This is a genomic window from Brevundimonas huaxiensis, from assembly GCF_014218725.1.
GTDB classification, from domain to species: domain Bacteria; phylum Pseudomonadota; class Alphaproteobacteria; order Caulobacterales; family Caulobacteraceae; genus Brevundimonas; species Brevundimonas huaxiensis.
Genome location: NZ_JABBJE010000001.1, coordinates 983,526 through 1,002,643, shown reverse-complemented (window position 1 = coordinate 1,002,643; position 19,118 = coordinate 983,526). Strand labels below are relative to the sequence as shown.

Below are 19,118 nucleotides of genomic sequence, written 5' to 3'. Positions count from 1 at the left end.
ATGCTCAGGCAGGCCCCGACGGCTCACGCTGGATCGGGGCCTGTCGCATTGCGGCGTCAGACACGAACGGATTCGTCCTTCGCTCTTCACCAAAGGTGGAGATCGGCCCGTGGCCCGGCACAAAGGTGACGTCGTCGCCCAACGGCCAGAGCTTTTCGATCACCGAGCTGATAAGGGCGGGCGGATCGCTCATCGGGAAGTCGGTGCGGCCGACCGAACCCTTGAACAGAACATCCCCGACCTGAGCGAATCGCGCCGCGCGATTGAAGAAGATGACGTGCCCGGGCGTATGGCCGGGGCAGTGACGCACGTCCCAGGTCGTTTCGCCCAGCGTGACGGTGTCGCCATCTTCCAGCCAGCGGTCGGGCGTGAAGGGGCGGGCATCAGGCAGGCCGTACATCCGGCCGCTCTCCACGATTCGGTCGATCCAGAACTGGTCGGCCTTCTGAGGGCCGATGATCTCGGCGCCGGTCTTTTCCTGCATTTCGGCTGCGCCGCCCGCGTGATCCAGATGGCCGTGAGTGATCCAGATCTGATCCAGCGTCAGGCCGCGCCGCGTGACCTCGCCCAAGACTGCATCGACCGAACCGCCAGGATCGATCACGGCGGCCTTGTTGGTGGCGGTGCACCAGACGGTCGTGCAGTTCTGTTGAAGCGGGGTGACGGGCGTGACGAAGACGCCGATGGGGGAGGCGGGTTGGCTCATTTGGTCAACATAGCCACGCAAAGGCCGCGAAACCACCGGCTCTGACCACGCCCGCGTTGACCTTTCGGGCCCTTCTCGACATAAGGGCGGGCTTCGAGGCGCCGCTCCACACGGGGCGGCCTTCTTGCTTTATCCATTCCGCGCCGGCCGTCTCGATGGCTCATGCGCCCCAGAGCGTCAGAATCCCGACCATGCAAGTCGTCGAAAAGTCGAACGAAGGCCTCAGCCGCGTGATCGCGGTCACCATTCCCGTCGCGGAGCTGAACGAAAAGCTCGAAGCCCGCGTCAAGGAAGTCGCCCCGCAGGTGAAGCTGAAGGGCTTCCGTCCGGGCAAGGTGCCGGTCGCCCACGTCAAGAAGACCTTCGGCCGTGAGTTCATGGGCGAGATCATCAACGCCGAGCTGAACGAAACCAGCCAGAAGGCGCTCGACGAGGCCAAGATCCGCCCGGCCGCGCCGGCCGAGATGAAGCTGACGTCTGACATGGACAAGGTCATCGCCGGTCAGGAAGACCTGGCCTACGAAATGTCGCTGGAAATCATGCCGGACTTCGAGCCGGTCGATCCCAAGACCCTGAAGCTGGAACGCCCGACCTATGAAGCGTCGGACGCCGATCTGGACGAGGCCCTGACGGAACTGGCTGGTCAGGCCAAGACCTACGAAGACAAGAAGGGCAAGACCATCAAGGCCGCCGAGGGCGACCAGCTGACGATCGATTTCCTGGGCAAGCTGGACGGCGAGCCCTTCGAAGGCGGCGCCGCCGAGGACGCGGACCTGGTGATCGGCTCGGGCCGCTTCATCCCCGGTTTCGAAGAGCAACTGACGGGCGCCAAGGTCGGCGAAGAGAAGACTATCGAGGTCACCTTCCCCGAGAACTATCAAGCCGCCCATCTGGCCGGCAAGAAGGCCACCTTCGACATCAAGGTGAAGGCCATCAAGGCGGAAGCCGAATCCAAGATCGACGACGATTTCGCCACCCGCATCGGTCTGGAGTCGCTGGACAAGCTGAAGGAACTGCTGAAGTCCAACCTGGACCAGCAGTACGCCGGCGCGGCCCGTTTCAAGCTGAAGCGCGCCCTGCTGGACCAACTGGACGAGGCTCACGACTTCCCGCTGCCGCCGAAGATGGTTGACGCCGAGTTCGACGGCATCTGGCAGCAGGTCGAAGCTGACAAGACCGCTGGTCGTCTGCCGGAAGAAGACGCCGCCAAGTCGGACGAAGACCTGAAGGCCGAATACCGCAAGATCGCTGAACGCCGCGTTCGTCTGGGCCTGGTGCTGGCCGAAATCGGTCGCGCCAACAACGTCCAGGTCACGGATCAGGAATTGAACGCCGCCATCCTGCAGGAAGCGCGCAACTATCCGGGCCAAGAACAGGCCGTCCTGAACTTCTACCGCCAGAACCCCAATGCCGCCGCCCAGATGCGCGCGCCCATCTACGAAGAGAAGGTCGTCGACCTGATCGTGGGCGTCGCCGACGTGACCGACAAGCCGATCACCAAGGAAGAGCTGCTTAAGGAAGACGAAGACGAGGGCTGATTTTTCGCTCGATTACACGACCGTAACTGGCGGTTGTGGTGTCTGAATTGTAAGTCGAATGGGTCCGCAGTGCGGGCCCATTTTGCTTTTCAGGTATGTCTTCAATGTCCTTTTCCGCCGTCGCTCTGGCCGCCCTCATCACCGCAGGCGCGCAGGCGCAGGATCCGGGACAGCCGCCTCCGGCAGATCTGGAGGAGATCACGGTCGAGGGTCAGTCGCCGCGACAGGCTGCGCGCCAGTTTGTCCAGCGTGTTGCAACCGCGCCCGCCGGTGCGCGGCTTGGACGGTGGAATACGCCGCTGTGCGTCAGCGTCGCCGGATTGAAGGCACCCTACGGTCAGATGCTTGCCGATCGCATCGGCGAAATCGCTCATGACCTTGAAATTCGAGTGGGAGAGCCTGGCTGCACCGCCAATGTGCTGATAATCGCCACAGAGGATGGTCCCAGCGTCGCATCAGCACTGGTGGAAGGTTGGCGTCGTCGCTTCCGTCCTCCAATCGACAACACCAACATGGGTTTGGCGGCGCTGGAGCGGTTCAAAACCAGTGATGCGCCAGTGCGATGGTGGCACATTTCCCTGCCGGTCTCAGCAGACACAGGCCAACTGGCGGCTCGTGTCGCCGGTGGAGAGCCGCCTTCGATTGCATCGCGCAACATCAGCCGTATGAGGTCGCCGCTGCGGTATGACCTGAGCTCTGCGACCGTCGTTATTGATATGACCAAGGCCACTGGCGTGCTTTTGCCGGCTTTGATGGACTACGCCGCGATGGTCGTCCTGGCCCAGGTCGATCCCCGCGCCGACTACTCCGATCAGCCCACAGTGCTGAATCTATTTGGTGATCCTCAGAACGTGACCGGCCTCACGGACTGGGACCGCGCCTATCTGCAAGCCTTGTATGAGGCGGAGCCCGATCGCGCATCCGCCGCTGCGCAGGAGGCGGCGGTCGCGGAACGGCTGCAGAAAGGCCGGCGTGCAGCGGCGAACCAGCAAGACGCGCAGTTCGAATGAGCCGGGCGTCTTGCGAAGGGTGTCATCGAACGCGATATGCAGCATAACCGGCTGACGACGCTGAATCGTCGCCACTGCATCCGAGAAGGCTAAATGCGCGATCCGATCGAACTGATGAACATGAACCTTGTGCCGATGGTGGTGGAGCAATCCAGCCGCGGCGAGCGCTCCTTCGACATCTTCTCGCGTCTGCTGCGCGAGCGGATCATCTTCCTGACGGGGCCGTTTGAGGACGGTATGGCGTCGCTGATCTGCGCCCAGCTGCTGTTCCTTGAATCGGAGAATCCGAAGAAGGAAATCAGCATGTATATCAACAGCCCCGGGGGTCAGGTGACCTCGGCGCTCGCGATCTACGACACCATGCAATACATCAAGAGCCCGGTTTCGACCGTGGTGATGGGCATGGCGGCCTCGGCCGGATCGCTGATCCTGACGGCCGGTGAGGCAGGCCAGCGCATCGCCCTGCCGAATGCGCGGGTCATGGTGCACCAGCCGTCGGGTGGTTTCCGCGGCCAGGCGTCGGACATCGAGCTGCACGCCGCCGACATCCGCTACACCAAGCGTCGTCTGAACGAGATCTACGTCCACCACACCGGCCGCACGTATGAGGAGGTCGAAAAGACGCTGGACCGCGACCACTTCATGTCGGCCGAGGAAGCCAAGGCCTGGGGCATCGTGGATCACGTCTACGATCGCCGCGAACAGGCCGACGCCGACGGCGTGAAGACGCCCGGCAACTAAGACGGCTGTCGAAAGACGTGAGGGCGCGCCCACTGCGGCGCGCCCTTTTCATTTTGTGCTATCGGAGCCGTCATGCAGTTCAAACGAGATCAAAGCGGCACGGTCGATGTCGATGGTGAAAGCTACGTCTGGGAGCTTCGTCGCCAACCTCAGCCCAAGGGCGGCAACGTCTGGGAGGGCATGGCCGTTTCCCTTCGCCACGCGGACTTCAAGCGCGAAGCCATCGTCCAGTTTCCGCCGCCGCTTCGGCCCAACGGCCGGCCGGACGTGGAAAAGCAGCGCGTCAATGTCGACGCCGTCCGCACCGCCGTCTCGTCGGCGATTGAGGCGGGGTGGGACCCGACGTCACGCGGCAAGGCGATGGTGTTCGACGTGGACGCCGACGGGAACTGAGCTTCAGGGCTTCTGACGGAAAACCCGGAAACCCGGCTGCTGGGCCATCGCCAGCATTTCAGTATCGCCCGAGGTGTCGCCATAGGCGGCCGTCAGGTTCATGTCTTCGCCATAGGCCGCCTTCAGCCGCCGCACCTTTTCCTGATCCCGACAATTCGGACCGGCGAAGTCGCCGGTTATCCGGTCATCGGCGTCGAAGACGAACTCGGTGCCCAGCAGGGCCTCGGCCCCCAGCTTTCGGGCGAATGGCGCGACGGTCGTCGTCGGCGACGCGGTCACGATGACGCGATGCGCGCCGCGTCGGCCCCAGTCGTTCCACACCTCAAGCGCATCGGGGCGCATGAAGCGGGGCCAGATCTCTTCGGCGAAGGCTGCGGCTTCCGCTTCCAGCGTCTGGCGGCTCACGCCAAGCAAAAACTCCTTTACGGAGGCCGCCTTAATCCGGCCCCGGTCGCGATCCTTGGCGTAGGCGGCCAGCGCGGGGGCCAGCTTGACCAGCCCCAGCGCCCAGGCCCCCGGCCCGGCGCGCCAGCGCAGGAACTCGGTGAAACTGTCGCGAATCGTCAGCGTGCCGTCGAAATCGAAAGCGACGATGACACGTCCATTTGCCGTGGACTGGCGTAAATCGTGCACAATACCCATGTCAGACATTCGCCTTGATCCCCGTCGACACTGATCCATCCACGCACTGCAACAATCCCCTGCCGCCTTCGGGGTTGTTCCGGAACGTGTGATGGGTGATTGTCATTTTTTGAAGACCTTCGCATCCAGAGTGCTGGAATCAATGTGAGGGAAGCGCGTTTCGGGCCATTTCGGTCCGCCCCGCGGGAGTGAGATAAGGGTCTATGACCAAAGCAGCCGGCACCGACGCCAAAAGCACCCTCTACTGCTCGTTCTGCGGAAAGAGCCAGCACGAGGTCCGCAAGCTCATCGCGGGCCCGACCGTCTTCATCTGCGATGAATGCGTCGAACTGTGCATGGACATCATCCGCGAAGAGCACAAGATCGGCTTCAAGAAGACGACCGACGGCGTGCCTACGCCCAAGGAAATCCGCGACGTGCTGGACGACTATGTCATCGGCCAGGCGCACGCCAAGAAGGTGCTCTCGGTCGCCGTCCACAACCACTACAAGCGCCTGAATCACGCGACGAAGAACAACGACGTCGAACTGGCCAAGTCGAACATCATGTTGATCGGGCCGACCGGCTCGGGCAAGACGCTGCTGGCCCAGACGCTGGCGCGCATAATCGACGTGCCCTTCACCATGGCCGACGCCACGACCCTGACCGAAGCCGGCTATGTGGGTGAGGATGTCGAGAACATCATCCTGAAGCTGCTGCAGGCGTCGGACTACAACGTCGAGCGGGCCCAGCGCGGCATCGTCTACATCGACGAGATCGATAAGATTTCGCGCAAGTCGGACAACCCGTCGATCACCCGCGACGTGTCGGGCGAAGGCGTGCAGCAGGCCCTGCTGAAGATCATGGAAGGCACCGTCGCCTCCGTGCCGCCGCAAGGCGGTCGCAAGCATCCGCAGCAGGAGTTCCTGCAGGTGGACACCGCCAACATCCTGTTCATCGTCGGCGGCGCCTTCGCGGGCCTGGAAAAGGTGATTTCGGCGCGTGGATCCGGCGCATCGATCGGCTTCGGCGCCAAGGTCAAGGAGATCGACGAACGCCGCACGGGCGATATCCTGAAAGGTGTCGAGCCTGACGACCTGATGCGGTTCGGTCTGATCCCCGAGTTCATCGGCCGCCTGCCTGTTCTGGCGACGCTGGAAGACTTGGACGAGACGGCGCTCGTCACCATTCTGACCGAGCCGAAGAACGCCCTGGTCAAACAGTACAAGCGTCTGTTCGAGATGGAGAATGTCGAACTGACCTTCACCGACGACGCGCTGATCGCCGTCGCCAAGAAGGCCATCACCCGCAAGACCGGGGCACGCGGCCTGCGCTCGATCCTGGAAGGCATTCTGCTGGAGACCATGTTCGAACTGCCGACCTTCGAAGGCGTCGAAGAGGTGGTGGTCAACGCCGAGGTCATCGACGGCAAGGCCCAGCCCCTGCTGATCTATTCGGAAGCCTCCAAGAAGAAGGCCGACGGCGCCGCCTGAATTGGCGAAAAGTCCTGAAATGACGAAGGCCGGAGCGAGATCGCTCCGGCCTTTTTCTTGATCTGAGGCGATCAGGCGGGTTCGGCCAACATCAGGACATGGCCTGGGTGCGCCTCGGCCTCCGCTCTGGCGCATCGGACGGCGCTTTTGGCGTCGGTGAAGACGCCTTCGAACAGGCCGTCGCTTGAGGTGATGCGCCAGCGATCGCCGACAGGCTGGATCGTCAGGATTTCGACGGCGGGTGGCGAGGCTAGGGGCGTTATCATTGTGTCAGGCGATGTTGGTCGCGGTTCAGGCGGTCGGCCTCGGCCTGAAGTCGGGCGGCGAGACGTTCGGCCGAGATGCGATCGGGCAGGGGGCGGATGCAGGCGTTGTTGAGCGCCACCGCCCAACCGCTGGCGCGAGGCACGACCCTGTATCGTCGCAGAGGGGCGGCGCGGGTCACGCCGCCCTCGACATGGCCTTGCATCATCGCGCGCGGCCCTTGCGGATCGGGGCTCCGAACAGGGCGCCGATGAAGGTCATCGCCATCTGAAGGGTTGTCGGCGCCGGGGCGGGACGTTTCAGGGTCTCGGCCAGCAGGTGGGAACGGCTCATGGTCATCTCCTTGGAGCGGCAGAAGACGCCCGATCCCCGTAAAGTCGCCATGTCGAAAGCCTCGCCGGGCGTAATGCGGACCTAAAGCGACGCGATCGGAAGGGCTTGTGGCCACGCAGATGTGGGCCGTTCCGCGGTCACGCTTGAACCGCGGGTCTTTCAAACCACATACTCATCCGAACGCCGTCGGAATCGACGGGCCGTCATGCGCCGGTCGGGCCTCTTGCCCGGCGGACCCTGGCGGCGGGCCGGAGATGATCAATGGCCCAGGAGTACGCATCATGACTGAACCAAAAATCCTGCCCGTCCTGCCGCTGAGAGACATCGTCGTCTTCCCGCACATGGTCGTGCCGCTCTTCGTCGGACGCGAGAAGTCGGTGAAGGCGCTGGACGAGATCATGAAGGGCGAAAAGCAGATCCTGCTGGCGACCCAGAAGAACAGCGTCGACGACGATCCGTCGCCGGACGCCATCTATCCCGTCGGCGTGCTGGCCTCGGTGCTGCAACTGCTGAAACTGCCCGACGGCACGGTCAAGGTGCTGGTCGAGGGCAAGGGCCGCGCGCGCCTGACCCGCTTCACCGACCGTGAGGAGTATTTCGAGGCCGAGGCCGTCGAGATCGAGGACGAAGCCGGCGATGCCTCGCAAGCCGAGGCCATGCTGCGCGCCGTGGTCGAGCAGTTCGAAAACTATGTGAAGCTGAACAAGAAGGTCCCGCCCGAGGCCCTTAGCTCCATCCCCCAAATCACCGACGCCTCCAAGCTGGCGGACTCGGTCGCCGCTCATCTGTCGGTCAAGATCGCCGACAAGCAGGGCCTGCTGGAAACCTTCGATGTGCCCAAGCGGCTGGAGAAGGTCTATGGGCTGATGGAAGGCGAGATTTCGGTCCTTCAGGTCGAGAAGAAGATCCGCTCGCGCGTGAAGCGCCAGATGGAGAAGACCCAGCGCGAGTATTATCTGAACGAGCAGATGAAGGCGATCCAGCGCGAGCTGGGCGAGACCGACGACGCGCGCGACGAGATCATGGACCTGGAGAAGCGCATTCGTAAGACGCGCCTGTCCAAGGAAGCGCGGACCAAGGCCGAGGCCGAGGTCAAAAAGCTGCGCAACATGAGCCCCATGTCGGCGGAATCGACCGTCGTGCGCAACTATCTCGACTGGCTGCTGTCCGTGCCGTGGGGCAAGGCCAAGCAGAAGCCGATCGACCTGGTCAAGGCCGAGGACATCCTGGAAGAGGATCACTTCGGTCTGGAGAAGGTCAAGGAGCGGATCATCGAGTATCTGGCGGTCCAGGCCCGCACCGGCAGCCTGAAAGGCCCGATCCTGTGCCTGGTCGGCCCTCCTGGCGTCGGCAAGACCTCGCTGGCCAAATCCATCGCCAAGGCGACGGGGCGTGAATACGTCCGCATGTCGCTGGGCGGCGTGCGCGACGAGAGCGAGATCCGCGGCCACCGCCGGACCTATATCGGCTCCATGCCCGGCAAGATCATTCAGTCGATGAAGAAGGCCAAGACGACCAACGCCTTCGTCCTGCTGGACGAGATCGACAAGCTGGGATCGGACTGGCGCGGCGATCCGTCGTCGGCCCTGCTGGAGGTGCTGGATCCGGCCCAGAACTCGACCTTTGGCGACCACTATCTGGAGGTGGACTACGACCTGTCCCAGGTGATGTTCGTGACGACCGCGAACAGCCTGAACATGCCGCAGCCGCTGATGGACCGGATGGAGATCATCCGGGTCTCGGGCTATACCGAGGATGAGAAGGTCGAGATCGCCAAGCGCCACGTCCTGCCCAAGCAGTTGGCGGACCACGGCCTGAAGGACGGCGAACTGATCGTGCCGGAAGACACGATCCGCGACCTGATCCGCTATTACACCCGCGAGGCTGGCGTGCGCTCACTGGAGCGGGCGTTGGGCGGTCTGGCGCGCAAGGCCGTGCGCGAGATGGCCAAGACGGGCGCCAAGTCGATCACGGTCGATGAGGCTAAGCTGTCCGACTATGCGGGGGTGAAGAAGTTCCGCTACGGCGAGACGGATGAGGAGGATCAGGTCGGCATCGTCACCGGTCTGGCCTGGACCGAGTTCGGCGGCGACATCCTGACCATCGAGGCGATCAAGATGCCGGGTCGCGGGCGCATGACCGTGACCGGCAATCTGAAGGACGTGATGAAGGAGTCGATCTCGGCTGCGGCGTCCTATGTGCGGTCGCGCGCCCTGGCCTTCGGCGTCAAGCCCCCGGTGTTCGAGAAGACCGACATCCACGTCCACGTGCCGGACGGCGCGACGCCCAAGGATGGCCCGTCCGCCGGCGTGGCCATGACCGTGGCGATGGTCTCGGTTCTCACCGGCATTCCGATCCGCAAGGATATCGCCATGACCGGCGAGATCACCCTGCGCGGCCGGGTCACTGCTATCGGCGGTCTGAAGGAGAAGCTGCTCGCGGCCCTGCGCTCCGGCGTCAAGACGGTGCTGATCCCGCAGGAGAACGAGAAGGATCTCGCCGACGTGCCGGACAATGTGAAGTCGGCGCTGGAGATCGTGCCGATCTCCACGGCGGACGAGGCGCTGAAGTGGGCGCTTGTCGGCACCCTGACGCCGGTGGAGTGGGACGAGGCGGCCGAACCGCTGCCGGCCCCGGTCGCGGCTCCGGAAGGACCGGCGGCGGCAGTCAGCCACTAACGCCGAGTTGAACAGCGAGCGCCGCCGGTGATCCCACCGGCGGCGTTTTCGTTTTTGACGCAACCGCCGATCTGTCCTTTAGTGATTCGTTCTGGAGGGGACGAATGACCAAGGCGGAACTGATCGGCCGGATGGCCAGCGCGGCGAACATCAGCCGCGACCAGGCGAAGACGGCGCTGGAGGCGTTTACGGACGGCGTGACCGAGTCGCTGACGCGGGGCGCGGATGTGAAGCTGATCGGTTTCGGCAGTTTCGTCGCCGTGGATCGCAAGGCCGGCGTCGCGCGCAATCCGCAGACCGGTGCGGCGGTCGCGCGCCCGGCCTCGCGCACCGCGCGCTTTCGCCCGGGCGAAGGTTTGAAAAGCGCCTTGAACGGTTGAGGCGCGACGGGCATAAGCCCGTCTCTGCCCTTGGGGGCGGCTAGCTCAGCTGGTCAGAGCATCTCGTTTACACCGAGAGGGTCGGCGGTTCGAACCCGTCGCCGCCTACCAAACAAAAAGGCCGCCGGATCGCTCCGGCGGCCTTTCGTTTGTCTGGATCGGGCTGCGATCAGAAGCGGAAGCTGGCCCGCAGCAGCAGCGAGTAGCGGACGTAGTCTTCCAGCAGCTCGGCGTCGCCGGTCAGCGACAGCATGCCCAGTTCGTTGCCGAAGTTCAGGCGGAAGCCCAGGATCGGCCCGCCGCCTTCGATGGCGTCCGGCGACAGGATGAAGTCCGGGCCGCCGCTGGCGAAGCGGGCGATGGTTTCGCCGGCGTCGACCGAGATGTTCTGACGATAGCCGACGCGCAGTTCCGGACGGATCCAGCCGTTGCGGCCGAAGCCGTAGCCGACGTTCATCGCCGCCACCGCCGAGAAGATGTGGCTGTCGCGCGAATCGATGTCGAGATCGAAGCCGTCGCCGCCGCCCTTCTCGCTGCGCGAGCCTTCCGACAGGCTGAAATACTCGCCGTAGATTTCGGGGCGGATGTTCAGACGGCCGAAGTTGCGCTCATACGAGGCGCCGCCGGCGACCGCCGCCGTCCAGCCATGCCAGTCGGACTTGTTGTTCAGATAGACGCCGGTCGCGACCAGCGAGCGATCGGCGCTGAAGGAGGCGTAGCCCCCCGCCGCACGGGCCCAGGTCGTCCAATACTGACCCTGAGCGCGCCAGTACAGGCCCAGCTCAAGCAGGTTGGCGGACAGAACCTCTTCGGCCTCGGCCTCGGGATCCTTGATGTCGGACGAGGTGAAGGCGGCCGAGATGCCGACGGCGCCCAGGCTGGTGCCCTTTTCGACGCCGCCGGCGACGCCGAAGCCTTCCGAGCGGAAACCGTAGGAGTCGGTCTTGTCCTTGTCGGCGTAGAAGTTGATCTCCTGCACCCAGGCGCTGGTTTCACCCGGCGCGGCGGCGGCGTTGCGGCCGGTCAGCGCGCGGGTGACCGCATCGACGCCGGCCGACAGCGACATCAGCGGTCCGCCGGAGTGGTCGGGCAGCATCTGCTCGTAGGCGTCGATGAAGCCGTCGCGCGACGTCTGCGACAGGAACAGGTTGCGCAGGGCCTCATTGGATCCCAGCGCGCCATAGACGGCGTCGTAGGCGGACGCCTCGACCGGGATCAGACCGGCCTCCGAAGCCGTGCGGCGACGCGCGTCGACATAGACGGTGTTGCCGGCGACGCCGCCCTGCACGACGTAAAGATAGGGCGAGTTGTCCGACAGCAGGGTCTGGTTGATCTGACCCACATTCAGCGTGCCGGCCGTGATGACGTTGAACCGCTCGGGCTGATCGATCAGCGACGAGAAGCGGACGCCCAGGGTGGAGCCTGTCGCCAGGGTCGCATTGCCGCTGACGTTGAAGCCGCCGGCACGGTCGTTGGCGGGGTCAAGATTGACCAGCAATGTCCCTTCGGCGCCGATATTCAGGTTGGAGATCGCCGTGGCGCCGGTCTGGGTCGCGGCCAGTGTGCCCTTGGACACATTGATGTCCAGCAGGCCGTCGCTGTTGGCGATGGCGCCGGTCACAACCGCGCCGCCGCTGATGTTCAGCCGGTCCGCGCCGGCGCCGAAATCGATGTCGCCGTTCACGACGCCGTTCTCGATATTGAGCGTGTCGGCGCCAGAGCCCAGCTTGATCGCGCCGACGATGGCCGGTTCGGCCGCGTCCGGCACGCCGTCCTTGTCCGTGTCCGTCGCCGTGCTGCCTGCAGCGGCGGCAATGCCGTATTGCCGCAGGGTGACGCCGGTCGTATTGGCCGAGACGTCGATGGCGGTCACCTTGCCGGTGACAGGATTTGTATCGTCGGTGTTAGGGGTGAGCGAGCCGATGATCGAACCGGCGTTGTTCAGCTGGGTCAGGCTGCCGGACTGGTCACGAATAACGGTGGCCGAACCCTGATTGCCGCCGAAAGAGGCGACGAGGTTGCCGGTGTTGGTCAGGGAGCCGACGTTTGCGCCTGCACCAATCAGAATGCCGGTCGCGCTCTGGGTCTGCTTGCCCGAAGCGACGGCCTGAATGGCGCCCGAATTGTTGATCGTCGGAGCGGTCACGCCCGAGCCGATCCACAGACCGGTGGCGTTCGCATCGACGGCGGTCGACGAGATGCCGCCCTCGTTGCGCACGCCGCCGACAACGTTGACGGCCTGGCCGCCGGTCACGCCGAGTTGCACGGCGCGCGACTCCACGCCGGAGTAAAGGCCGGAGCCGACAATGGTGCCGCGGTTGATCAGACCATAGGCCGCATCGCCTGTTCCGACAGCGCCGAGGGTCACGGTGTTCGTCGTCGAGCCGATCAGCAGCGCAGGCGCGCCGCCCAGCGACGTGATGGAGGCGGCTGTCTCGCTGGCGTCCGGGATGCCGTCGCCGTCACGGTCCGGATCGTCGCGGTTCTTGATGCCGTCGCCGTCATCGTCCTCGTCGCCGTTCTTGACGCCGTCCTTGTCGTCGTCGCCCTCGATGCCAGCCTCGGAATAGGCGAGCGCCTTGTCCAGCAGCACGCCGCCGGCGACATTGGCGCCGACGCGCACGGCCGGTCCGCCTTGCAGCAGATCGTCGGCGTCGAGTTCGTCCAGGAACAGGGTCGTCGCGTTGTCGAAGGTGCCGGTCGTCGGACGGGCGGGCGGCGGGGTGGTGTAGCGATAGCCGGTGGCCACTACGGAGGAATGGATCTTGAGCGCCCCGCCGACATCGCCTTCGATGGAAACGCCCGTCGCATTGGCGCCCAGCGCCGAAATGGAGCCGGCAAGATCGACATTGCCCGAAATCGGCCCCGTGGTGCGTATGGCGGCGCTGTCGTTGCCGGTCACACGGACGGTGCCCAGGCTCTGAAGCTTGCCGTTTAGGGCGGATTCGACGGACAGGCCGTAGGAATTGTTGCCCTCCACAGCGATTGCGCCCGTGCCCTCGACCAGGATGTTGCCGGTGAAGGGCGAGGCGCCGGTGACCCGCACGCCGTAGCGGCCGGTTCCGGTGGCGAACGGGCCGTCAAGATCGCCGTCGCCGTCGGTGTCCTTGATGTCGGCAGCTTCCAGCGTGTCGTTGACGGTGATCGAGCCGCCGACGATCACCGAACCGGTGTTGCCGCCGTTGACCAGAAGACCCGTCGAGCCATCGGCCGACTTGTCCATCGTGATCGAGCTGCCGCTATCCAGATCGACCATGTTGTTGCTGTTCAGGGTCACGGCCGCACCGGAAGCGACGGCGACGCTGCCGCCGCTGGCGATGCGGATATTGTCGGCGGCCGTGCCCGTCGCATTGGACGTCTGGATCGGCGTGGTCCGGGCGTTCGAGATCACGATCTCGGCCTGGGATCCTGTGGCGACCATCAAGGGGGCGATCGCCACGGCGGTCGCGAGCAAAATACGCATTCGGTAGAAACCCCTGGTGGTCACGCGTCACGTTACGGGAGACCCCTTAGCAGGGTCCGCGCCAGCGTTCCAAGTTTATCGAATTTGAGGCGAATGCAAGGCCGTGATGGTCGTGAGGCGATGCTGTAAGGCGACCCGCGTTCGTTCGTCGATGCCTGATAGGACGAATGCGGAGGGAATCGCTACGGCGCGCACTTGAGCTTTGCCGCGCCCAGGTTTACGGGCGTCGAACGGTCCAAAGGCCGCGTCCCGTGGACGCATCCATCGAACACCTCCGGCGTTCGACAGCCCAGACCAGGCGAGAACACTCCATGAGCATGACAGACCTCGACGTCCAAGAAAGCGAACTCCGACTGATTCCGGGGCTGGACGTGGAAGTCGCCGATACGCTGCGGGCCTTAAAGGCGGCGGCGATGGACGAGCGGCCCCGCCTAGTGGACACCACAATGCTCTATGCGCCGCGCTCGGGCGGGGTGAAGCGATATATCCTGTCCAAGAAGGCGTGGATCGAGGCCAATCGGCCGGGGATCAGTCACTCGCTGATCGTGCCGGGTGCGCGGCACAAGGCGCGCGCCGACGGCATCGTGCAACTTCGGGCCACCAAGCTGCCGTTCGGCGACGGCTATCGCTGGCCCAGTTCGGTGAAGCGCTGGAGCGCCTGGGTGGCGGCCATGAAGCCGTCGATCATCGAGGCCGGAGATCCTTACACGCCCGGGCAGGGGGCTTTGGAGGCCGGGCAGCGGGTCGGATGCCCGGTCGTCGGTTTCTGCCACTCCGATCCGGCCGGGCTGGCGGCGCTGCATTTCGGCGAATGGGCCAAGAAGCCGGTTGAGAAACGTTGGGCGAAGCTTTTCTCGCAGTTTGATCGGGTCGTTTCGCCCAGTCGCTTTATCGCGCGGCGCCTGGAAGAGGCCGGTGTGAACAACATCGTCATCCGGCCTCTGGGCGTGGAGATCGACACCTTCCGTCCGGACCGTCGTGACCGGCAGTGGCTGCTGAAACAGCTGGGTCTGGGCGAGGACGCGCGCCTGCTGTGCTTCGCCGGTCGTCCGGCCAAGGAAAAGAACGTCGACGTGCTGATCGAGGCGGTCCAGAAGCTGGGCGCCCCGTATCACTTGGTGCTGGTCGGCGCAGGCGCGGGGATGCCCGAGGAAGATCGCGTCATCTCCATGCCCTATGAAAGCGATCCCAAGGCGGTCGCAAAGATCATCGCCAGCTGCGACGCCTTCGTTCACGCCAATGATAAAGAGCCGTTCGGGCTGATCGTTTTGGAGGCCATGGCCTGCGGTCGGCCCGTGGTCGGGGTCAATGCGGGCGGCGTCGCCGAGACGGTCGACGAGAGCGTGGGGCAACTGGCCGCCAGCGCGGATGCCGACGACTATGCCCAGGCGGTCGAGGCCCTGTTCGCGCGCGATATCGAAGCGATCGGCCGGGCGGCGCGCGAGAAGGCGGTCAGCCAGTTCGCCTGGAACCGCGTCTTCGAAGACCTCTGCATGGTCTATGGCGAGCTGACGGGCGAAGCGGCGTTCGTGAACCCGGATATGGCACTGCCGCTGCACTGAGGCGGCCAAGGCCACGACGCGTTAGAATGGCGCGTTTCCGAAAACGGGAGTGCGCCACTTCTTTTATATCGATGTCTTGAAAAGAAGTGGCGCGAGTGACGGGGCTCGAACCCGCGACCTCCGGCGTGACAGGCCGGCACTCTAACCAACTGAGCTACACCCGCGTATCAGGTCGAAACTTTTGAGCTGTTTCGAAAGCTTTTTGGGAAGGCGGTGTGCGCCACTCTTCTATTTCTAGAGAGAGTGGCGCGAGTGACGGGGCTCGAACCCGCGACCTCCGGCGTGACAGGCCGGCACTCTAACCAACTGAGCTACACCCGCGTTTCCCGGCCGAAGCGGCTGTGCGCCCCGGCGAGGGGCGTCGTTTAGGCGGGCTGACACATCGCGTCAAGCGACCTTTTCGGAGAAACGCGCCCCTCAACGCGACGGGGCTGTGGACGGTGTCACGATCGCCGCCTGGGGCGGGCTGTGCGGGCCCGCTACGCCGCCGTCGGCAGGCTCATGGGCCGCCACGGCGGGAGGCGGCGGCTCATAGTGGACGCCGACGCCCGGCCCCAGCGGCAGGTCGAAGGCCACCCAGGCCGCCACCATGGCCAGACCGGCGACCAGGAAGGCTCCGGCATACGGCAGCATGGTCGCCATCAAGGAACCGAGGCCGAATCGCGGATCCCAGCGCTGGGCGAAGGTCAGGATCAGGGGGAAGTAGCTCATCAACGGCGTGGCGATGTTGGTGACGGAATCACCCATGCGATAGGCGGCGGTCGTCATCTCGGGCGAAATGCCCAGCAGCATGAACATCGGCACCACGATGGGCGCCAGGGCCGACCACTTGGCCGAGGCCGAACCGATGAACAGATCGAAGAAGCACGAGACGAAGACGACGCAGATCAACAGCAGAGGGGCGGGTAGGGCCAGGGTCTTCAGACCCGCCGCCGCATTGACCGCCAGGATCGGCCCCAGCCCCGACCAGTTGAACATGGCCACGAAGTGCGCGGCGAAAAAGGCCAGCACGATATAGGGCGCCAACTGGGCGATGCCGTCGCGCATCATCGTGACCATGTCGCGGTGCGACTGAATCGTGCCGGCTCCGGCCCCATAGGCCCCGCCGGTGACGAAGAAGGTGATGGCGAAGAAGGCGACCAGGGACTTGTAGAGCGGATTGAACTTCTGCTCCGGGTCCACCTCGGGATCGACGAAGGGCGAGCCCGGTATGAAGGTCAGCAGGGCCCAGAGCGCGATCATGCCTAGAAGCGCCAGGCCGGCGAACTTCAGGCCGCGCTTTTCGGCGGCGGTCAGGGGCTGTTTTTCCGAAGCGTTCGGGGCGGCGACCCCTTCTGACGGCTTCCAGACGCCGAGGCGCGGCTCGATCACCCGGTCGGTCAGGAACCAGACGATGGGGGTGAAGACGAAGACGACGCCGACGATGAAGAACCAGTTGCCCGCGATGTTCACGGAATAGGACGGATCGATCAGGCGGGCGGCCGGCTCGGTGATGCCAAGGATCAGGGCGTCGCTGGCGCCGGGAAACAGGTTGCCGGCGTATCCGCCCGACACGGCGGCGAAGCCTGCGGCCAGACCCGCCAGCGGATGTCGGCCCGCTGCGGCGAAAATGACGGCCGCTAGCGGGATGACCACGACATAGGAGGCGTCCGACGCGTGATGGGACACCATGCCGGTGATCACGACGACGGGCGTCAGTATGGAACGCGGGGCGTTCAGCAGGGCGCCGCGAATGGCGGTCGCGAACATCCCCGTGCGTTCGGCGACCGAAGCACCATAGATGATGGTGATGACGATGCCGAGAGGCGGGAAGTCCGCCAGGGTGCGCGGCATGCCGATGATCAACTGTTCCAGATTCTCGGCCGACAGCAGGCTCTTGGCGACCAGTTGATCGCCGGTGACTGGATTGACGGCGGACCAGCCCAGGCCGGCGCCGACCATGCTGAGGACGATCAGACCGCCGATCAGCCACAGGAACAGGAAGACGGGATCGGGCAGCCGATTGCCGATCCGTTCGACAGCGTTCAGGGCGCGGCTGGCTAGGCTCATTCGGATGACTTTCGGTTACGCGATCGGGCCGCCAATAGGCCTTTGCAGCCCTGCGCCGCGCAAGCGTCGGCCCTGCGACATATGGCGCGCAAAGTTGCGAGCCATTCTCAATGAAAATCCAATGGTCGCAGGGGTTTGAACGGCGGCGGTCTTGGGTCTAAGAAGCGCCGAATCCCGCCTCTCCCCGGCGGACGAGGTTCTTCGAATGAACGCATTCCTTCTCGAATATCTTCCGGTCCTGGTCTTCGCCGGCGTAGCCGCCTTCATCGGCATTCTTTTCATCGTCCTGCCGCTGCTGCTGGCGCCGAAAAGCCCCGATAGCGAGAAGCTGTCGGCCTATGAGTGCGGCTTCAACGCCTTCGACGATGCCCGGATGAAGTTCGACATCCGCTTCTATCTGGTGTCGATCCTGTTCATCATCTTCGACTTGGAAGTCGCCTTCCTGTTCCCGTGGGCGGTGTCGATGTTCGATCTGTCGCACGCCGGCATGGTCTTCGCCTTCTGGTCGATGATGGTCTTCCTGGGCGTGCTGACCATCGGCTTCATCTACGAATGGAAGAAGGGAGCCCTGGAATGGGAGTAGTCGCCGCTTCCAAGCCCGCGGGCCTGGTGTCCGCATCGGGCGCGCCGCTGGTTCCGGCCGGCGCTGGCGCGCGTTCGACCGTCGAGGGTTATGACCCCAAGGTCCACGACAAGTTCTTCGAGGCCGTGAATATGGAGCTCGGCGAGCGCGGCTATCTGGTCGCCGCCGCCGACGACGTCATCAACTGGGCCCGCACCGGCTCACTGATGTGGATGACGTTCGGCCTAGCCTGCTGCGCGGTCGAGATGATCCAGATGTCGATGCCGCGCTTCGACGTCGAACGCTTCGGCATGGCGCCGCGCGCCAGCCCGCGCCAGTCGGACCTGATGATCGTCGCGGGCACCCTGACCAACAAGATGGCCCCGGCCATCCGCAAGGTCTACGACCAGATGCCCGATCCGCGCTATGTCGTGTCGATGGGCAGCTGCGCCAACGGCGGCGGCTACTACCACTATAGTTACAGCGTCGTGCGCGGTTGCGACCGCGTGGTGCCGGTCGACGTCTATGTGCCCGGCTGCCCGCCGACGGCCGAGGCGCTGCTCTACGGCCTGCTGCAACTGCAGAAGAAGATCCGTCGCACGGGGACCATCGACCGATGACCTCTCTGGCTGTTCAAGCGCAACACGAAGCCGCCCTGACTCCGCTGGGCGCAGAGATGGTCGGGGCCCTGGGCGTCGAGGCCCAGGTGGCGTTCGGCGAACTGACGCTGGTCGCGCCGCGCGAGCGGATCGTCGAGGTGCTGACGACGCTGCGCGATCAATTCGGCTTCCAGCAGCTGCTCGACCTGTGCGGCGTGGACTATCCGGATCGCAAGGAGCGGTTCGAGGTCGTCTATCACCTGCTGTCGATGACGCGGAACGCACGCCTGCGCGTCAAGGTCTCGACCGACGAGACCCAGCCGGTGCCGTCGGTCATTTCGGCCTATCCGGCCGCCAACTGGTTCGAGCGTGAAGCCTACGACATGTACGGCATGCTGTTCTCGGGCCACCCGGACATGCGTCGCCTGCTGACGGACTATGGTTTCGAAGGCCATCCGCTGCGCAAGGACTTCCCGATGACGGGCTATGTCGAGGTCCGCTACGACGAGGAACAGCGCCGCGTGGTCTACGAGCCGGTCAAGCTGACCCAAGAGTTCCGCACCTTCGATTTCCTGTCGCCCTGGGAGGGCGCCGAATACCCCGCGCCGGTCCTGCCCGGCGACGAGAAGGCGGGAGGCCAGGCGTAATGGCTGACGGAAACCCCACCCTGCCGCCGCTGGGCGTCGATGTGTTCGAGGACGACCTCGACACCCGCACCGCCCATGC

The 19,118-nt window shown here is 64.6% G+C and carries 18 protein-coding genes and 3 tRNA genes; 12 read left to right on the top strand and 9 right to left on the bottom strand.

What is annotated here, in order from left to right; all coding sequences use genetic code 11:
- Positions 1-4: 4 nt before the first annotated feature.
- Positions 5-706 carry an MBL fold metallo-hydrolase gene (locus HF680_RS05065; protein WP_205195924.1) on the bottom strand — a complete coding sequence of 234 codons (702 nt, stop codon included), beginning with the start codon at positions 704-706 and terminating at the stop codon, positions 5-7.
- A 191-nt stretch (positions 707-897) separates the two neighbouring features.
- Between HF680_RS05065 and tig the strand changes: the two genes are divergently transcribed.
- The 4 genes from tig (at position 898) to HF680_RS05045 (ending at position 4,388) form a co-directional block, all read left to right on the top strand.
- On the top strand, positions 898-2,244 hold the full coding sequence (gene tig, locus HF680_RS05060) for a trigger factor (protein WP_185224252.1): 1,347 nt from the start codon (positions 898-900) through the stop codon (positions 2,242-2,244).
- A 104-nt stretch (positions 2,245-2,348) separates the two neighbouring features.
- Entirely contained in the window at positions 2,349-3,254 is a 906-nt protein-coding gene (locus HF680_RS05055; RefSeq protein ID WP_185224251.1) for a hypothetical protein, read from the top strand.
- Between the two features lie 93 nt (positions 3,255-3,347).
- Positions 3,348-3,995, top strand: coding sequence for an ATP-dependent Clp protease proteolytic subunit (locus tag HF680_RS05050; protein ID WP_091747119.1), 648 nt, complete (start codon positions 3,348-3,350; stop codon positions 3,993-3,995).
- A 72-nt stretch (positions 3,996-4,067) separates the two neighbouring features.
- The gene (locus tag HF680_RS05045) at positions 4,068-4,388 is read left to right on the top strand and encodes a hypothetical protein (RefSeq protein WP_185224250.1); all 321 of its coding nucleotides are present in this window, start codon (positions 4,068-4,070) and stop codon (positions 4,386-4,388) included.
- A 3-nt stretch (positions 4,389-4,391) separates the two neighbouring features.
- On the opposite strand, the gene HF680_RS05040 is transcribed toward HF680_RS05045, so the two are convergent.
- On the bottom strand, positions 4,392-5,030 hold the full coding sequence (locus HF680_RS05040) for an HAD-IB family hydrolase (protein WP_185224249.1): 639 nt from the start codon (positions 5,028-5,030) through the stop codon (positions 4,392-4,394).
- A gap of 203 nt (positions 5,031-5,233) precedes the next feature.
- On the opposite strand from HF680_RS05040, the gene clpX reads away from it, so the two are divergent.
- The gene (gene clpX, locus HF680_RS05035; RefSeq protein WP_039243616.1) at positions 5,234-6,502 is read left to right on the top strand and encodes an ATP-dependent Clp protease ATP-binding subunit ClpX; all 1,269 of its coding nucleotides are present in this window, start codon (positions 5,234-5,236) and stop codon (positions 6,500-6,502) included.
- 71 nt (positions 6,503-6,573) lie between these two features.
- Here the strand turns inward: clpX and HF680_RS05030 are convergent, their stop codons facing one another.
- Genes HF680_RS05030 through HF680_RS16150 form a run of 3 tightly spaced genes read right to left on the bottom strand, consistent with a single transcriptional unit; the run spans position 6,574 to position 7,099 of the window.
- Positions 6,574-6,768, bottom strand: a complete 195-nt coding sequence (locus HF680_RS05030; protein ID WP_091747113.1) for a hypothetical protein — start codon at positions 6,766-6,768, stop codon at positions 6,574-6,576.
- The gene (locus HF680_RS05025; protein WP_185224248.1) at positions 6,765-6,974 is read right to left on the bottom strand and encodes a hypothetical protein; all 210 of its coding nucleotides are present in this window, start codon (positions 6,972-6,974) and stop codon (positions 6,765-6,767) included. Before HF680_RS05025 ends, HF680_RS05030 begins: the two co-directional genes overlap by 4 nt.
- The gene (locus tag HF680_RS16150; protein WP_255353885.1) at positions 6,971-7,099 is read right to left on the bottom strand and encodes a hypothetical protein; all 129 of its coding nucleotides are present in this window, start codon (positions 7,097-7,099) and stop codon (positions 6,971-6,973) included. The genes HF680_RS05025 and HF680_RS16150 overlap by 4 nt, the downstream gene beginning before the upstream one ends.
- A 281-nt stretch (positions 7,100-7,380) precedes the next feature.
- Here HF680_RS16150 and lon point away from each other — a divergent pair, with 281 nt between their 5' ends.
- The 3 genes from lon (at position 7,381) to HF680_RS05010 (ending at position 10,268) form a co-directional block, all read left to right on the top strand.
- The gene (lon, locus tag HF680_RS05020; RefSeq protein ID WP_045811232.1) at positions 7,381-9,777 is read left to right on the top strand and encodes an endopeptidase La; all 2,397 of its coding nucleotides are present in this window, start codon (positions 7,381-7,383) and stop codon (positions 9,775-9,777) included.
- A gap of 104 nt (positions 9,778-9,881) precedes the next feature.
- A complete protein-coding gene (locus HF680_RS05015) occupies positions 9,882-10,157 on the top strand; it encodes an HU family DNA-binding protein (protein WP_017504003.1) in 276 nt (91 codons plus the stop codon).
- A gap of 34 nt (positions 10,158-10,191) precedes the next feature.
- Positions 10,192-10,268 (top strand) — tRNA-Val (locus HF680_RS05010).
- 58 nt (positions 10,269-10,326) lie between these two features.
- On the opposite strand, the gene HF680_RS05005 is transcribed toward HF680_RS05010, so the two are convergent.
- On the bottom strand, positions 10,327-13,620 hold the full coding sequence (locus HF680_RS05005; RefSeq protein WP_185224247.1) for an autotransporter outer membrane beta-barrel domain-containing protein: 3,294 nt from the start codon (positions 13,618-13,620) through the stop codon (positions 10,327-10,329).
- A 311-nt stretch (positions 13,621-13,931) separates the two neighbouring features.
- On the opposite strand from HF680_RS05005, the gene HF680_RS05000 reads away from it, so the two are divergent.
- Entirely contained in the window at positions 13,932-15,182 is a 1,251-nt protein-coding gene (locus tag HF680_RS05000) for a glycosyltransferase (RefSeq protein ID WP_185224246.1), read from the top strand.
- An 87-nt stretch (positions 15,183-15,269) separates the two neighbouring features.
- Here the strand turns inward: HF680_RS05000 and HF680_RS04995 are convergent.
- The 3 genes from HF680_RS04995 to HF680_RS04985 form a co-directional block, all read right to left on the bottom strand.
- Positions 15,270-15,346: transfer RNA gene (locus HF680_RS04995), tRNA-Asp, on the bottom strand.
- 80 nt (positions 15,347-15,426) lie between these two features.
- Positions 15,427-15,503, bottom strand: a tRNA-Asp gene (locus HF680_RS04990).
- 96 nt (positions 15,504-15,599) lie between these two features.
- Positions 15,600-17,231, bottom strand: a complete 1,632-nt coding sequence (locus HF680_RS04985; RefSeq protein ID WP_185224245.1) for an AbgT family transporter — start codon at positions 17,229-17,231, stop codon at positions 15,600-15,602.
- Positions 17,232-17,436: 205 nt separating this feature from the next.
- On the opposite strand from HF680_RS04985, the gene HF680_RS04980 reads away from it, so the two are divergent.
- From HF680_RS04980 to HF680_RS04970, 3 genes are read left to right on the top strand one after another with little or no spacing between them, the layout of a single operon-like run.
- Positions 17,437-17,814 (top strand): NADH-quinone oxidoreductase subunit A, encoded by a 378-nt coding sequence (locus HF680_RS04980; RefSeq protein ID WP_017503999.1) that lies wholly within the window; start codon positions 17,437-17,439, stop codon positions 17,812-17,814.
- Positions 17,784-18,413 carry a NuoB/complex I 20 kDa subunit family protein gene (locus HF680_RS04975; protein WP_087119131.1) on the top strand — a complete coding sequence of 210 codons (630 nt, stop codon included), beginning with the start codon at positions 17,784-17,786 and terminating at the stop codon, positions 18,411-18,413. The genes HF680_RS04980 and HF680_RS04975 overlap by 31 nt, the downstream gene beginning before the upstream one ends.
- On the top strand, positions 18,410-19,039 hold the full coding sequence (locus HF680_RS04970; protein WP_017503997.1) for an NADH-quinone oxidoreductase subunit C: 630 nt from the start codon (positions 18,410-18,412) through the stop codon (positions 19,037-19,039). Before HF680_RS04975 ends, HF680_RS04970 begins: the two co-directional genes overlap by 4 nt.
- Positions 19,040-19,118 lie beyond the last annotated feature (79 nt).

Coding starts and splice junctions, on each gene's coding strand:
- HF680_RS05065 (WP_205195924.1), bottom strand. CDS start 706: ATGAGCCAACCCGCCTCCCCCATCGGCGTCTTCGTCACGCCCGTCACC.
- tig (WP_185224252.1), top strand. CDS start 898: ATGCAAGTCGTCGAAAAGTCGAACGAAGGCCTCAGCCGCGTGATCGCG.
- HF680_RS05055 (WP_185224251.1), top strand. CDS start 2,349: ATGTCCTTTTCCGCCGTCGCTCTGGCCGCCCTCATCACCGCAGGCGCG.
- HF680_RS05050 (WP_091747119.1), top strand. CDS start 3,348: ATGCGCGATCCGATCGAACTGATGAACATGAACCTTGTGCCGATGGTG.
- HF680_RS05045 (WP_185224250.1), top strand. CDS start 4,068: ATGCAGTTCAAACGAGATCAAAGCGGCACGGTCGATGTCGATGGTGAA.
- HF680_RS05040 (WP_185224249.1), bottom strand. CDS start 5,030: ATGGGTATTGTGCACGATTTACGCCAGTCCACGGCAAATGGACGTGTC.
- clpX (WP_039243616.1), top strand. CDS start 5,234: ATGACCAAAGCAGCCGGCACCGACGCCAAAAGCACCCTCTACTGCTCG.
- HF680_RS05030 (WP_091747113.1), bottom strand. CDS start 6,768: ATGATAACGCCCCTAGCCTCGCCACCCGCCGTCGAAATCCTGACGATC.
- HF680_RS05025 (WP_185224248.1), bottom strand. CDS start 6,974: ATGATGCAAGGCCATGTCGAGGGCGGCGTGACCCGCGCCGCCCCTCTG.
- HF680_RS16150 (WP_255353885.1), bottom strand. CDS start 7,099: ATGAGCCGTTCCCACCTGCTGGCCGAGACCCTGAAACGTCCCGCCCCG.
- lon (WP_045811232.1), top strand. CDS start 7,381: ATGACTGAACCAAAAATCCTGCCCGTCCTGCCGCTGAGAGACATCGTC.
- HF680_RS05015 (WP_017504003.1), top strand. CDS start 9,882: ATGACCAAGGCGGAACTGATCGGCCGGATGGCCAGCGCGGCGAACATC.
- HF680_RS05005 (WP_185224247.1), bottom strand. CDS start 13,620: ATGCGTATTTTGCTCGCGACCGCCGTGGCGATCGCCCCCTTGATGGTC.
- HF680_RS05000 (WP_185224246.1), top strand. CDS start 13,932: ATGAGCATGACAGACCTCGACGTCCAAGAAAGCGAACTCCGACTGATT.
- HF680_RS04985 (WP_185224245.1), bottom strand. CDS start 17,231: ATGAGCCTAGCCAGCCGCGCCCTGAACGCTGTCGAACGGATCGGCAAT.
- HF680_RS04980 (WP_017503999.1), top strand. CDS start 17,437: ATGAACGCATTCCTTCTCGAATATCTTCCGGTCCTGGTCTTCGCCGGC.
- HF680_RS04975 (WP_087119131.1), top strand. CDS start 17,784: ATGGAAGAAGGGAGCCCTGGAATGGGAGTAGTCGCCGCTTCCAAGCCC.
- HF680_RS04970 (WP_017503997.1), top strand. CDS start 18,410: ATGACCTCTCTGGCTGTTCAAGCGCAACACGAAGCCGCCCTGACTCCG.